Source organism: Clostridium sp. Marseille-Q2269 (assembly GCF_943736985.1).
GTDB lineage: Bacteria > Bacillota > Clostridia > Clostridiales > Clostridiaceae > Clostridium_F.
The window spans coordinates 504,957-519,200 of sequence record NZ_CALSFS010000001.1 but is presented as its reverse complement, the minus strand read 5'-3'; the positions used below and the strand labels follow the sequence as shown (position 1 = coordinate 519,200).

General features: G+C 26.5%; 16 protein-coding genes. 8 read left to right on the top strand and 8 right to left on the bottom strand.

From position 1 onward, the window contains the following. Position 1: 1 nt before the first annotated feature. The 5 genes from NGI68_RS02280 to NGI68_RS02260 all read right to left on the bottom strand — a co-directional run bounded on the left by NGI68_RS02280 (position 2) and on the right by NGI68_RS02260 (position 5,364). Positions 2 to 817 carry a COG1361 S-layer family protein gene (locus NGI68_RS02280; protein WP_251859861.1) on the bottom strand — a complete coding sequence of 272 codons (816 nt, stop codon included), beginning with the start codon at positions 815 to 817 and terminating at the stop codon, positions 2 to 4. Between the two features lie 33 nt (positions 818 to 850). Further along, the gene (locus NGI68_RS02275) at positions 851 to 1,525 is read right to left on the bottom strand and encodes an ABC transporter ATP-binding protein (RefSeq protein WP_251859860.1); all 675 of its coding nucleotides are present in this window, start codon (positions 1,523 to 1,525) and stop codon (positions 851 to 853) included. A 238-nt stretch (positions 1,526 to 1,763) separates the two neighbouring features. Beyond that, a complete protein-coding gene (locus NGI68_RS02270; protein ID WP_251859859.1) occupies positions 1,764 to 2,612 on the bottom strand; it encodes an ABC transporter permease in 849 nt (282 codons plus the stop codon). 13 nt (positions 2,613 to 2,625) lie between these two features. Next, positions 2,626 to 3,570, bottom strand: coding sequence for an ABC transporter permease (locus NGI68_RS02265; RefSeq protein ID WP_251859858.1), 945 nt, complete (start codon positions 3,568 to 3,570; stop codon positions 2,626 to 2,628). 198 nt (positions 3,571 to 3,768) lie between these two features. Further along, positions 3,769 to 5,364, bottom strand: coding sequence for an ABC transporter substrate-binding protein (locus tag NGI68_RS02260; protein ID WP_251859857.1), 1,596 nt, complete (start codon positions 5,362 to 5,364; stop codon positions 3,769 to 3,771). Between the two features lie 305 nt (positions 5,365 to 5,669). On the opposite strand from NGI68_RS02260, the gene NGI68_RS02255 reads away from it, so the two are divergent. From NGI68_RS02255 to NGI68_RS02230, 6 genes are all read left to right on the top strand, one after another. Then, on the top strand, positions 5,670 to 5,831 hold the full coding sequence (locus NGI68_RS02255) for a spore coat associated protein CotJA (RefSeq protein WP_251859856.1): 162 nt from the start codon (positions 5,670 to 5,672) through the stop codon (positions 5,829 to 5,831). A gap of 33 nt (positions 5,832 to 5,864) precedes the next feature. After that, entirely contained in the window at positions 5,865 to 6,137 is a 273-nt protein-coding gene (locus NGI68_RS02250; RefSeq protein WP_251859855.1) for a spore coat protein CotJB, read from the top strand. Between the two features lie 30 nt (positions 6,138 to 6,167). Next, on the top strand, positions 6,168 to 6,740 hold the full coding sequence (locus NGI68_RS02245) for a manganese catalase family protein (protein WP_251859854.1): 573 nt from the start codon (positions 6,168 to 6,170) through the stop codon (positions 6,738 to 6,740). Positions 6,741 to 6,959: 219 nt separating this feature from the next. Further along, positions 6,960 to 7,970 carry a phosphodiester glycosidase family protein gene (locus tag NGI68_RS02240; protein ID WP_251859853.1) on the top strand — a complete coding sequence of 337 codons (1,011 nt, stop codon included), beginning with the start codon at positions 6,960 to 6,962 and terminating at the stop codon, positions 7,968 to 7,970. A 16-nt stretch (positions 7,971 to 7,986) separates the two neighbouring features. Continuing rightward, a complete protein-coding gene (locus NGI68_RS02235) occupies positions 7,987 to 9,051 on the top strand; it encodes a hypothetical protein (protein WP_251859852.1) in 1,065 nt (354 codons plus the stop codon). Between the two features lie 390 nt (positions 9,052 to 9,441). Continuing rightward, positions 9,442 to 9,933 carry an LURP-one-related/scramblase family protein gene (locus NGI68_RS02230; RefSeq protein WP_251859851.1) on the top strand — a complete coding sequence of 164 codons (492 nt, stop codon included), beginning with the start codon at positions 9,442 to 9,444 and terminating at the stop codon, positions 9,931 to 9,933. 304 nt (positions 9,934 to 10,237) lie between these two features. Here the strand turns inward: NGI68_RS02230 and NGI68_RS02225 are convergent, their stop codons facing one another. Next, the gene (locus NGI68_RS02225) at positions 10,238 to 10,657 is read right to left on the bottom strand and encodes a hypothetical protein (protein ID WP_251859850.1); all 420 of its coding nucleotides are present in this window, start codon (positions 10,655 to 10,657) and stop codon (positions 10,238 to 10,240) included. 298 nt (positions 10,658 to 10,955) lie between these two features. On the opposite strand from NGI68_RS02225, the gene NGI68_RS02220 reads away from it, so the two are divergent. Beyond that, entirely contained in the window at positions 10,956 to 11,582 is a 627-nt protein-coding gene (locus tag NGI68_RS02220; protein WP_251859849.1) for a dUTP diphosphatase, read from the top strand. A 415-nt stretch (positions 11,583 to 11,997) separates the two neighbouring features. Here the strand turns inward: NGI68_RS02220 and NGI68_RS02215 are convergent, their stop codons facing one another. Continuing rightward, positions 11,998 to 12,765, bottom strand: a complete 768-nt coding sequence (locus NGI68_RS02215; RefSeq protein WP_251859848.1) for a hypothetical protein — start codon at positions 12,763 to 12,765, stop codon at positions 11,998 to 12,000. A 395-nt stretch (positions 12,766 to 13,160) separates the two neighbouring features. On the opposite strand from NGI68_RS02215, the gene NGI68_RS02210 reads away from it, so the two are divergent. Further along, the gene (locus tag NGI68_RS02210; RefSeq protein ID WP_251859847.1) at positions 13,161 to 13,307 is read left to right on the top strand and encodes an aspartyl-phosphate phosphatase Spo0E family protein; all 147 of its coding nucleotides are present in this window, start codon (positions 13,161 to 13,163) and stop codon (positions 13,305 to 13,307) included. An 88-nt stretch (positions 13,308 to 13,395) separates the two neighbouring features. On the opposite strand, the gene NGI68_RS02205 is transcribed toward NGI68_RS02210, so the two are convergent. Further along, positions 13,396 to 13,929, bottom strand: coding sequence for a helix-turn-helix domain-containing protein (locus NGI68_RS02205; RefSeq protein WP_251859846.1), 534 nt, complete (start codon positions 13,927 to 13,929; stop codon positions 13,396 to 13,398). Positions 13,930 to 14,244 lie beyond the last annotated feature (315 nt).

Below are 14,244 nucleotides of genomic sequence, written 5' to 3'. Positions count from 1 at the left end.
GTTAATCACCTATTCCTAATAAGCTTTTGAAAAAGCCTAGTATGCCAGAACTCTTTTTCTGTTTTGGTGCAGTGTTAGTATCGTTAACTTTTCCTTTTATACTAAATTCTTGTGAGATTTTAGAAGACTTGTTTAATTCATCTTTAAAGCTTATTTCTACAGTACCTTTTACATCTCCAGATAAAGCTAAGCTTTGTTTAAAATCATTTTCGTCCTCTGGTTCCATGGTTCCAAAATATTTAGTGAATGTTTTATTATTAGTTTTAACATTTAATACTACATCTTTTAAAGAAGACTTACCACTATTTACAAAGTTTAATGATACTTTTTTACCTTCTCCATCTTTGTTAGTAGCATCTAAAGAAGTTATAAGTAAACTTGGTTTATTTCCTAAGATTAAGCCTATTACTCTATTTTCTTCAATATATTCTCCATTTAATTTATAACCTATTTTAACTAAAATATTATAGTTACCAGCTTTTAAATTAGGATCACATGCCATTTCTATAGATGCATCTTCAGAAGTTTCTCCATCTATATGACCTACATAAATTTCATTTGTGGTTCCAACTGGAGAAAAGCCAGTTAAAACATTTTTGCCTTCTAATCCAGCCAATGTTATAACTACATCTTTTATATTTGCTTCCTTATTATTAGTTATAGTAAAATTAATTTTAAATTTACTACCAGGTTCCACTGTTTCAGGAGAAGAAGTGACTTTATTTAAAGTTATCCTTCCTGATTCAGCGTGAACTAATGAAATAGGGAAAACACATAGAATTAGTAAAAACACTAAAGGAAAAAATTTTTTTATCATTATAAGTGACCTCCTACATAAATTTACGCTTAATTAATCATTTGATATTTTTCCATCTACCACTTTTATTATTTTACTTGCATAATCACAAACTTGAGAAGAGTGAGTAACAATTACAAAAGTTTGTCCAGTGGTTTCGTTTAGTTCTTTTAGTATGTTTAGAATTTCTGTACCATTCTTACTATCCAAATTTCCAGTAGGTTCATCAGCAAGTACTATTTTTGGATAGTTCACAAGAGCTCTTGCAATAGAAACCCTTTGTTGTTGTCCACCAGACAATTCTGATGGCTTATGATTAGCTCTTTCTTCAAGTCCAACCTTTTTTAACATTTCAAAAGCTCTATTCTTTCGTTCTTTTTTAGAAATACCTGAAAAAATAAGAGGCATTTCTACATTTTCTAAAGCCGTAAGCTGAGGAATTAGATTATAGGATTGAAAAACAAATCCTATATTACGTCTTCTAAATAAAGCTAAATTGTTTTCTGAAAGACCATTAATCTTTTCATTTTCTATAAAAATATCACCAGAGGAGGGAGGCATTAGACCACCTAAAATATTAAGAAAAGTAGATTTGCCAGAACCCGATTCTCCAATGATAGCAACAAATTCACCTTTTTCAATTTCTACAGATACTCCTTTGAGTATATCCACCTGCATTTTTCCTAAAGTGAAAGTCTTTTTTACATCATTAGCTTTAATTATACTCATTAGACCACCTCCTTTAACACTTAAACAGTAACTGTATATAGGAATTATATGCTGTATATATACGCTATGTACAGTATATGATTTTGTGAACAGTTTGTCAATGATTTACTTTACGTTCATAAAAAATAAAAGAAAATGTTAATATAATCTAAAAAACAATTTATTATAAAATATTATGTTCTATTAATATATTTTTTAAATAATAATATCATTATAATTTACTTAATTTTTTATAAAATTATTTATTAACTTTTGGATCAAATGCAGTAGCAAAAATATCTCCCAATATGTTAAAGCTTAAAACTGTAAAAAGTATAAATAATCCAGGGAATATAGCTAAGTGAGGAGATGAAGAAATAAAGCTTTGAGCATTTTGTAACATACTTCCCCAAGAGGAATTAGGTGCTGTAACTCCTAATCCTAAGAAACTAAGGGCAGATTCTGTAAGAATAGCAGATGCAATATTTATAGTGGAGGATACTATTACAGATGGAGCAACATTAGGTATTATATGCTTAAAAACGATTCGGCAATTAGAGGCTCCTAAAGCTTTAGAGCATAATACGTATTCTCTTTCCTTTAACGAAAGTGTTTCAGATCTAACTATTCTAGCAATTCCTATCCAACCAAATAGTCCAATAATAATAATAATATTTTCTATTCCAGGTTTTGAATAGGCATTAATTATAAGTATAAGAAAAAAGCTTGGTATGCACATTAATATATCTATAATTCGCATTATTATATTATCTACAGTACCTCCTATGTAGCCACTAAATGTTCCTACAATGGTTCCTATAGTGGAGGATATAATCATGGACATAAAGCCTACCGTTAAGGAAGCTCTTCCACCATATAAGGAACGAGTGAAATAGTCTCTACCAATATCATCTGTACCAAATAAATGTTTTAAAGTTGGATTTGATAATTTGTTGTATAAATCCATTTTATTAGGGTCGTAAGGAGATAAGAAAGCAAAAATAGAAGAAAGAGTTAATATTAATATTATAATTAATGATATATATCCTAATTTATTTTGTTTAAACTGTATTTTAAAATTTATTTTAAGACGTTTATTTAAAATCAAATTTATCACCTACCTAATTTTTGATTCTAGGATCTGCCAAGGTATAACACACATCTGCTATAAGATTTCCTATTATAAGCAAAATAGAACTTAGCATTGTTATAGACATAATAAGAGGATAATCAAAGCCTAATATAGCTTTCATTCCTAATCTACCCATACCAGGCCAACCAAAGATGGTTTCAGTTATAAACGCCCCTGCAAATATATCTGGTAATGACATGCCTAATATAGTTATAATAGGAAGAAGGGCGTTTTTTAAAACATGTTTATATAATATTTTTTTCTTAGATAATCCTTTAGCATAGGCGATCATAACATAGTCCTCAGATAGTTCAGATATAGTATTAGAGCGTATATATCTACTAATAACAGATATACTGCTAAAGCTCAATACTGTACAAGGTAAAATAAGATGCTTTAATACATCAAGTTTAGAATCTACATCTATGGTGTGCATGCCAACGCTTGGTAATAAATTAAGATTAACAGAAAAAATATATATAAGTATCATGGCAAACCAAAAGCTAGGGATAGATATACCTATATAAGATATTACTGAAATCAGATTATCTATGAAGTTATTTTTGTTAACAGCAGAAATCACTCCAAAAATTATACCTAAAACTAAAGATATCAATAAGGATGATCCCATAAGAAGCAAAGTAGCAGGGAGTCTTTCTGTTATTTGGGTAGCAATTGGTCTAGAATTAATTAAAGAATATCCTAAATCGCCTTTTAATACATTTTTTAGCCATAAAATATACTGTATATGTATAGGTCTATCAAGGCCTAAATTATGCCTAATTCTAGCTATATCTGAAGCTTTCATTTTAGGATTTATGAAAGTTCTAATAGGATCTCCAGGGGCTAGTTTTATTAGTAAAAAAGAAACTATAGAGATAAAAATAAGTATAGGAATTGCATGTAGAACTCTTTTTATTATGTATTTTCTCAAATATATCCTACCTTTCTCAAATATATTTATTGTATGATTATAAAATAATAATTCTAAATATTTATTAATGCATAATACAAAATAAGTACAATGTTTTTTATAAAGGATTAATTTATTATAAAGGTTTAGTATAACTATTTTAAAATAAAAGGTATTAAAAGGATAAATCCCATTAATACCGTCCTTTTTATTGAATTTTTATTTCTCTTTCATATAAAGTTTTGATAAATCTTCAAACATACATACAGGTACTGTTTTAGCTTCTTTTATTCCACCTATATTTTTATTTACTGCTATGGTAGCCATAGAATATGATATAGGATATAGTGGCATATCTTCTATAGCCTCTTTTTGAAGAGTTTTATAAATTTCTTGTCGTTTTGTTTCATCAGTTTCTAAAACTCCTTTATTCCATAGGGCATCTAATTTTGTATTATTATATCTAGATATATTATAGGCTCCATTTGTCATAAAGATCTCTTTGTAAGAATCAGGTTCACTAGTCATTACATAGGAATTAAATATTAAATCATAAATACCTTTACTAGGATTATCTATCTGTTGATAAAAGGCATTTGCTTCTAATCCTTTTAGTTCCACATTTATACCTATATCTTTTAAATTATCTTTAACAACTAGTGCTTGATTTTCTAAGGCTTTTCTTGTGGTTGGATAAACTAATCTAAGTTTTAAGTTATTAACACCAGATTTTTTTAGTAGTTCTTTAGCCTTTTCTTTATTCAAATCATACTTATTAACTTCATCTGTAAAATATAGAGTGGTTTTAGGAAAAGGAGAATAAGCCTTAGGAGCATATTTTTCGCTGTCATATGCTGCTTTTATTAGACTATCTTTGTTTAAAGCATATGCTATTGTTTGTCTGACTTCTTTTTTATCTAAACCAGGAGTCTTACAATTTAAAGCTAAAGTATCTACCATGCCTTCATCATAGGAAATTACTTTTAAATTTTTATTTTTTTCGAATTTATTTACATCTGAAATTTCTACATACTTAGCAGAAATTTCTCCATTTTCTATAGCTACATTAGAAGAATTTGGATCTCCAATAATTCTGTATGTTATAGTATCAAGATGAGGCTTTCCTCCTACATAGTTATCAAATCTTTCTAAAGTGATACTTTCCCCTTTTTTAGCTTCTTTAAATTTAAAAGCACCAGACCCTATAGGTTTTTCATTTTTAACACTTTTTTTAATATCTTTTTCTCCTTCAAATATATGTTTAGGAATAGGGCATACTTGTGCTAAAGAATTCATAAAAGGCATTTGAACTGATGGTAGTTTAAAATCTACTGTTCTGTCATCTACTTTTTTTACTTGTATAGATTTATCATTTATAACAAAAGCGCTTCTAAAAGGTGAGTCTTGTTTTTTATCCATTATTTGCTTCATAGTAAATATTAAGTCATCAGCAGTTATAGGTTTGCCATCGTGCCATTTTAAATCTTTTTTTAATTTTACTGTATAAGTTAAAAAGTCATCTGAATGTTTTACTTCTTCTGCTAGGGTGTAATCAATTTTATTTCTATTCATATAGAATAGAGGAGCAAAAAGAGCATTATCCATTGTCATAGTAGCTCTATCGTAGGCGTAAAGTGGATTAAGTATTTCAGGATCACCGCATATACAAAATGTAAGATTTCCTCCATCTTTAATGTTCTCTTTTTGAGACTTGTCCTCTGTAGAGGTACTAGAACTATTACTATTTCCACAAGCAGTAGCAACCAAAGTAGTAGAAGCTATCAATGCTATGGCCAATAGTTTCTTCATTTTCATAAAAAAACCCCTTTCTAACAGTAATCAATATACTAATGCTAATTGAGCTGGCTAGTATCTTAATAAAGCATACCATTTTAATAAAAAAATGTTAAATAATAAAAATAAATTGATAATAAGGAAGGTATTTGTTTTATTTATATTTATTGTAAAATGAAAAACAACAAAAATACATTTTAATTAGTCATTAAAAATGAAGTGTGACAATATATATATAAGTTACATACTATGTTAGTAAAACACAGGGATTTTAACTTGAATCCTTTTTTATTGTGTAGAATCATATTTTTAAGGAGTTGATAATATTGAAATGTGAAAAATGTGAACCATGGGGAATGGATAACTGTGAGCTGGCAAGAGCTTATATATGTCCTCAAAAATTCAAAAGAGTTTATAAGGTTGAAAAGGCACTTCAAAGAGGAACATTGTTTCCAGAATTATACCAACCATATAAATCTAAATATTAGAAAGAGGTTATATTTATACTTGGAGGAGATTGTATGTTAGATAAATATTCAAGAAAAGAATTACTATTAATGATACAAGAATATGGTTTTACAGCTGTGGAGTTAAATTTATATTTAGATAACTATCCAGATAACAGAAGAGCATTAGAATATTATAATGAAATACATTGTAAACTAATGGAATTAACAGAGGCATATGAGGAGAAATATGGTCCTTTATGGAACTTTGGTTATAGTAAGAGTAGATTCCCATGGAAGTGGGCAACAGAACCATGGCCTTGGGAAAAGGAATATTTAAAAATGTAGCTGCAATATTTAAATAGGAGTGAATAATATATGTGGATTTATGAAAAAAAATTAGAATATCCGGTTAATTTAAAAAGTAAAGATTTAGGTATGGCAAAGTTCCTTATGGCACAGTATGGTGGTCCAGATGGAGAACTAAGTGCAGCTTTAAGATATTTATCTCAAAGATATACAATGCCAACTTCTAAATCCAAAGGACTTTTAACAGATATAGGTACAGAAGAATTAGCTCATGTAGAAATAATTGCTACTATGGTATATCAAATAATGGAAAATTCTACGCCTAAGGAATTGAGAGAAGCTGGATTAGGATCCTATTATACACAGCACGGAACAGCTATATATCCAGCAGATGCTAATGGTGTGCCTTGGACAGCAGCATATCTTCAATCTACCTCTGATCCTATAACAGATCTTCATGAAAATATGGCAGCGGAACAAAAGGCTAGAACAACTTATGAGCATCTTATGAACTTAACAGACGATCATGATATAAAAGATGTTTTAGCATTTTTAAGACAAAGAGAAGTGGTACATTTTCAAAGATTTGGAGAGGCTTTAATGAGTGTAGAGGATAAATTAAACAGTAAAACATGTTATTAATAAAGTATGTTATAAGTATAAATTAGTGATAATGTATATTTATATATATTAGATAATAAAATATATTAATTATATAAAAAACAATCCAAAATAAAAAATTTACAATTTATTTGGATTGTTTTTTTATATTTGTAACTCATTTGTTACAAATATAATGTATAATTACAATATAATCTATATGTTAATTACAAATAATTTTAAAGTGAAAAAGGAGAATTTATGTCTACAAAAAGACAAAAGAAAAAAAATAAAAAAAGAAATAGAAAAAAATCATTCATAGGAAGATTCTTTTTATTTTTAATCTATGAGGTTATAGCTTGTGGAGTTTTCTCTTTATTAATAGCATTTTATGGGCCTTTTGATAATGTTAAAAGTACATTGGTAGGAACAGCTATGGCTACATATAAACATCAGTATATTGCAACTACTTTTTTGTCTAAAGATGAAATAAATAAAATATTAAATAAAGGAAAAGGTACAAGCAATCCAAGTTTAGAAGAAAATTATGGTGATATAAAAATAGAGAACAAATTTGGTAACTCTGTAGAAAGATATGATATAAGTACAACTAAATTTGATGGTTATATATTAGAAATTAAAAATCCTAAAAAAGTAAAGATAGGATATACAAATTATATGGGTAAAATGGGTGAAAGAACCAGTAAAATGGCTGAAAGGCATGGAGCTATAGCTGCTATTAATGGCGGAGGCTTTAGAGATGTATCATCCACAGGAAAGCTTTGGACAGGTACTGGAGCTTATCCAGAAGGTCTTGTAATATCTAATGGTAAAATTGTATATAATGATTTTAAATCTGGAGAAAAGGTTAATGTGACAGCTTTTACAAAGGAAGGTGTACTAGTTGTGGGAGACCATACTGTAGATGAACTTTTAAAAATGGGAGTAGTAGAAGCTTTGTCTTTTAGGAACACATTAATAATTAATGGGAAGGCTATACCTTATAATGAAGGTATAAATCCTAGAACTGCTATAGGACAAAAACAGGACGGAACTGTAGTTCTTTTAGTTATAGATGGAAGAAGAGGTATAAAACAAGGAGCTACTCTAGAAGAGGTGGAAAACATACTCTTACAAAGAGGAGTAGTTAATGCTAGTAACCTAGATGGAGGATCATCTTCAACTATGTACTATAAAGGAAGGGTTATAAATAGGCCTTGTAATTGGGATGGAGAGAGAACAGTAGCCACCTCCATATATGTAGAATCTTAAGGGAGGAGACTTACTAATGAAAAAAATTAAAACTATATTTGTTTGGACACTAATCGCTATATGTGTATCCTCTGCAGTATTGCTTTTTGTAGATAAAGTTTATTTATCTGCTTCTAAAACATTTAAAATAAGCAAGGTAGAAGATGATGATAGAAAAATTAAGAAAACTGTTTCTATAGATATACCAGATTATGCAGAAAATATAAAGATATCTTACAACGGAGAGTATATATCTTACCACAATGAAAATAAAGTCACTATAATAAATGTAGCTAAAAAAGAAGAAAAATATGTAGATTTTAAAAATGGAAAGGTTAGTTATACAACTTGGCTTCCAGATAGGAACATATTATTTATAGGAGAAAAATCTCAGGGAGATAATGGTGATTTTTTAGCCTTATTTTCCTATGATAGTGAAAAAAATGAAAAATTTCAGTTAGAGAATGAAAATAGAGAAAAAACTATAATAAATCTACCAAGTAGTGATTATGATATAAAAAATATGACGTTATCTACGGCTACAAATACTATGTATCTAAATGTAAAAAGTGAGCAAGGAAGAAGTAGAATTTATAGAATAAATACAATGGCTCAGTTAGAACGTATAAGAAGTTTAGGTAGTAATCTAGGACAGATAGCTCTTATGAATAGTGAGGATAGGGTTGTTTACGAAAATAAAAATGATGATAACATTCATATAGAAGGAAAAGACTATCCAATAGCTATAAGAGACGGAGCTAATCATTGTCTCTTAGGGGTAGATGATAAAGATGTAATGTATATAGGAAAGTTAAAAGGGTCTAGAGAAGAAGGCATTATAGACAAAATATATTATTGGAACCTGGATGATAAAACTATTAATAGAAAAGAAATAGAACTAGAGAGTCCAATTAATAAAAAGGATATAAAGATTCTTTCCAGTGGTAAAATATTTTTTATCAATAGTAAGGAAAATAAAATTAAAGAACTTATATCTAAGGATCAATTTGAATATAGTGGAAATTTTGAAGATGTTTCAAAAGATGCTGTTGTGTCTAAAGAAGGTAACAAAGTCATTGTAAAGCCTATTAGTTTAAAATAGTATTTAGGTAATTTATATATTTTATTTGTTATATGAAAATTGAATTTGATAGTATAAAAAATTAAGTATAGTTATATTATAACTGTCTGATAGAAACAGTAATACACTAAATTATTAGTATATAATAAATTTAATCTTATTAATTCACCAAGATAGTTCTTTTATTGTTGAGATTTTCATAATAAAGGAACTATTCTTTATTTATATAGAATAGAGAAATAATTGTAAGTTTTATGTAGAAGAATTAAATTTATTTTAGTACAATATATTTAACAATAAAATTGTTTTAGATTATTAGTGTTTTTTTTATAAGTTATACATTTATAGGTATACACTTAATATTAAGTAGAATAAGATTACTATATTAAATTATAAGAAGGATGATACATATTGAAGTTTATAATAAAACAAAAATTATTTTCTATAACGGATAAATATATAATAGAAAATGAATATGGAGAAAAGATATATAAAGTCCAAAAAATACTTATGTCTATGTTTAAAAAAATAAAAATATATGATATGGAAGATAGGGAGCTAGTATATATTAAAGATAAATTTATAAAAATTTTACCTACTTATTTAATATATATGGGGGGGAATCATGTAGCTACTATGAAGAGAGATATAAGTATATTAATGCCTAAGTTTACAGTGGAAAGTATTATAGGAGACTATGATGTAAAAGGAGATATTTTAGATATTAATTTTACTATACAAAAAGCTGGAGAAACTGTAGCTATAGTAAAAAAATATTTTCCTTCCATAAGAGATTCTTATGAAGTGGATATTAAAGAAGGTGCCAGTCAGAGTCTCGTTTTGGCTATGGTTATAATTATAGATGATGTAGTTCATAATGCAAGAAAAGAAGATGATGATTGATTTAATTTATTAAGAAGCGTTACTGTAAGGATTAGATTTTTCATTATGGTCAGTGTGGTTTAATTAAGTTTCTAATGAATTAGTACTAAGAAGTTAAAATTTATACCTACACTATAAATCCTATTTGTATATAAGTAGGATTTAATGCAGGTATAAAATAGATTTAAATTTTTGTAATAAACTATAATTGTTTTAAGAACATTTACTAGATTATATGAGGCAAAATTTGTTATTAATTTTACAGCGGGTCTGTTTTATTTATAACATGAAAAGTACTATATTATAAGATAAGTTATAATCATAGCTATGTGTTAGAACAAGTATTGTTTTTGTAAGGACATTTATTATTACAACCATTAGTACAACTAGAAGAAGTAGTGCTTTTACAACAACCATTAGTACAGCTAGAAGAAGAAGTACTTTTACAACAACTATTAGTTTCTAGTGGAGTAATCTTCATCATAAAATCATGATTTTTATAGATTATTTCAACGTTCTTTACATTATTAAGAACTTCCATATCATAAACTATTGTAAGTGAATCATATTTATAGGTTAAATCATTTTTATTAATATCATCTAATATTATATCTAATCTACCTTTAGCACAACAGCTTTTTACATAGGAAAGTCTAACGCAGGAATAATTATTTTGTTTTAGTAATTCTGATAAATTTTTTAAAGCTTTTTTTGATATATCTATATCTAGAATATTTTTTTGCATATAAACACCTCAAATATAATTATTATAACTATCTTGTTTTAAAATAAAAAAATCATCAATTGATATTATAATATTGTTTGTTAATAAAACAGAAAATATCAATAGAGGATTACTTAAATATGATTATAACATTAAATATGAAAAGTGAAAATCATTATTAAACAATTACTTCATGTTAACCTTGTATAATATTCTCCATAAAGAATAGTTTATAATATATAATTATATATTTTTATAGTATAATATATATTTGAATAGGTAATAAAAGTACAAATTATGCTTAAAGAGGTGAACTAATATGGATAACAAAGTTAATGTTTATATAAAAGTTGGGAAGGATAGTAAAATCCCAAGTTATGGGTCTTTAAATGCTGCAGGGTGTGATTTATATGCAACAAAAGATATGTGTATATTGCCAGGAGAGATAAAAGTTATGCCATTGGATTTTGTTATGGCTATGGATGAGAATTTAGAAGCACAAATAAGGCCAAGAAGTGGACTATCTTTAAAAACTAATTTGAGGGTACCTAATAGTCCAGGAACTATAGATAGTGATTATAGGGATGCAGTTGGAGTTATTCTAGAAAATACATATAGTATATCTAATTTGATCTATGATATAATAAGAGATCCTAATATATTAAAAACTTTAGAAAAAAAATATAAAGAACTATCTTTAATTGATTATTTAAAAGATAGACAAGCTATGGATTCAAATAGTGCTCATAATTTAAATGTATTACAAGAAAAAATATATATAGATGAAAAAGGCAATCCTTATGGAACAATATATATAAATAAAGGTGATAGAATAGCTCAGATGGTATTTAAAGAATATAAGAGAGCTAATTTTATAGAATGTGAAAATCCCGAAGAAATAGGACAAAATAGAGGCGGTGGATTTGGACATACAGGAGTAAAGTAAAACTAATAATGGTGATGAAATTTAATTTTCATCACCATTATTAATATTTATAGTATGTTTTTTTATAATATATAAATAATATAAATGGGACTAAATTAATAATATTATTTTTGGAGGAGAGACTATGAAAAAGAATAATAATAGTAAGCCTAATAAACCTATGGAAGGAAATAAAGATGCTAAGTTGAGACAACAAAGCGGTCAAAAAAATGCTAATAAACCTAAAAATTAAGGCTTTACATTTAGTAAAGTATAGGTATATTAATGTAAGATATGTGTAAAATAATGTATATACTCCTAAGTTTTAAATCTAACTTCTTCTAAATTATTTTTTTAGGGGAAGTTAGATCTTAAATGAATACTTATATTAAAATAAAAAGCTAGTCTTATTTAAGACTAGCTTTGAAAACTATTTTTATTTTTTTTCAGGAGCTTTCATAAAGAAAGCAATTTTATCTTTTTCTGGTGTAGAAACACTTAAATTTCTTTTATGCAATGTATCGTTGTAATCGGAAGTTTGTCCATCACATACATAAGCATAATCTGTTTTACCTTCTTTTACCCAACCCATAAATATATATGTATGGGAAGGAGAATCAGCATTGTCTACAGTAGTGAAGCAAATATCACCTTTTTGTAATTTTTTATAATCTGTTTCTTTTGTCCAATTTTTTTTACTTAATTCATCTAAAAGTCCTTTAGTACTAATGGTATTTTTAGGAATATCATATCCATTATCTCTATATAATTGAGATACGAATATTACAGATACACCTTTATTACTACCTTTGTTTATAGAAACAGCTTGTTTTAGAGATTTGTCTCTGTTGTTTTTATCTTGTATGTATTTTGCTATTTTTTCATTTAAAGCAAGTTCTTCAGGTTGTATATTTTTAGTTGTTTCGTTACTATCTTTTTCATTGTCCTTGGTTACATTTTTAGTTACATTACTAGTGTTTGTTTTTGCTGAATCATCAGTTTTAGCCAAGTTAAAAGAAAAAGAAACCATTTGCTTAACAACCAATATACAAACAATAACAATAGGTATAACCACTGCTCCAAAAATTAGATTGGTTTTCTTAGCTGCTTTATCTGCCATTTCATGCATTTCTTCTACATATTTTTCTTGATTTTCTTCATTTAAATTATTAACATGTTTATCAAATTTATGATTTTTACTCATATTTATCCTTCCTTATATGAAAAAATTTATTTCAGTTAAAATACAACAATATAACAAAATATACTACTTTATAATTGTAGCAGATAAACTATATTAAGTAAAGAAACATAAAATAACAATTTGTAAACAAAATTAGATATTTTAATGTATTTTAAGTATAATAAAGTGTAGTTAATATTAATTTATATAAGGTAATATTGTAAGATTATTATGAAAACCTTTGTATAAAATAAGGAATATATGTATAAAAAATACATATGTGTAATATAATAAAAACAAATACCATCTATAGGAAATAAAAATAGTTAATTTGATAATTTAAGTTGAAATTTATGGTAATAAAATGTATAATAAAATACGTATTTTATAAAAAATGTATGGGGATGGTAAGAAAGATGGGTAAAATTTTAGAACAAACAAGAGAAACATTGAATAATTTGATAGAAAAAGATTCTATTTTGTATGAAGGGGAAATATTAAAGTTAAGCCAAGAATTGGACAAGTTAATATATAAATATTATAAGCAAGAATTAATTGTATAATTAATTCTTGCTTTTTTATTTTAAAAGCTATAAATTGAATTTTACTAATGGATTGTTTTTTATTCAAAGCATAATTATGTAGTATATATTATTCTTTTAGAGAGAACCAATAGGTTACATTAACTTCTTCACAAGGATTCTTATATTTATGAGGAGTAAATTTGTCTAAATAAATACTATCCCCTTCATGAAGAGTGTAAGTTTGAGAATTCATTTGTATTTCTAAAGTGCCTTTTACTACAATACCTAACTCATCATAATTATGTCCCCAAGAGGTATCGTTGTAATCTGTATTTCCTTCTATAGTGATAGCTATAGCATTTAGTTCTTTATTTCCATTAGTTAACATTTCAAATCTTATTTTCTTATCATCTGTAGAAAAAATTTCACTACGACTATCTTTGCATACAATATATTCTTTATCATCCGTAGATTTTAATATTTCCATTAAATTTATTCCTAATACTTCACAAATCTGTTGTAGATTACTTACAGAAGGACTATTTAAGTCTCTTTCTAGATTGCTTATAAAGCCTATAGATAAGCTTGTTAATTCTGATAATTCTTTTATAGTAAGACCTTTTTTCTTTCTGTAATATTTAATTTTTTCACCTAACTGCATTTTTTCCTCCTAATGTAGTTTTATAGTTTATACTATTATAGCATAAAAAGCGTTACTTATTAAATGTTTTGCAAAGTATTATATTTCAAGACTTTTAAAAAATTGTTTTCAATAAAAAATCATTGAAAAAAATTCATTTTAATGAAAAAAATAATATTAATAAAATTTTGAAATATATTTTTATAAAAAATATAGAATAATTACTAATATATCGAAATATAAGGGTTTGTGGCAGAAATGTATATTCGTAATAATGAAAAAAATAATAAAAAAGTGAAAAAATATATAGACAATTATAAAAATTTTGATATAATA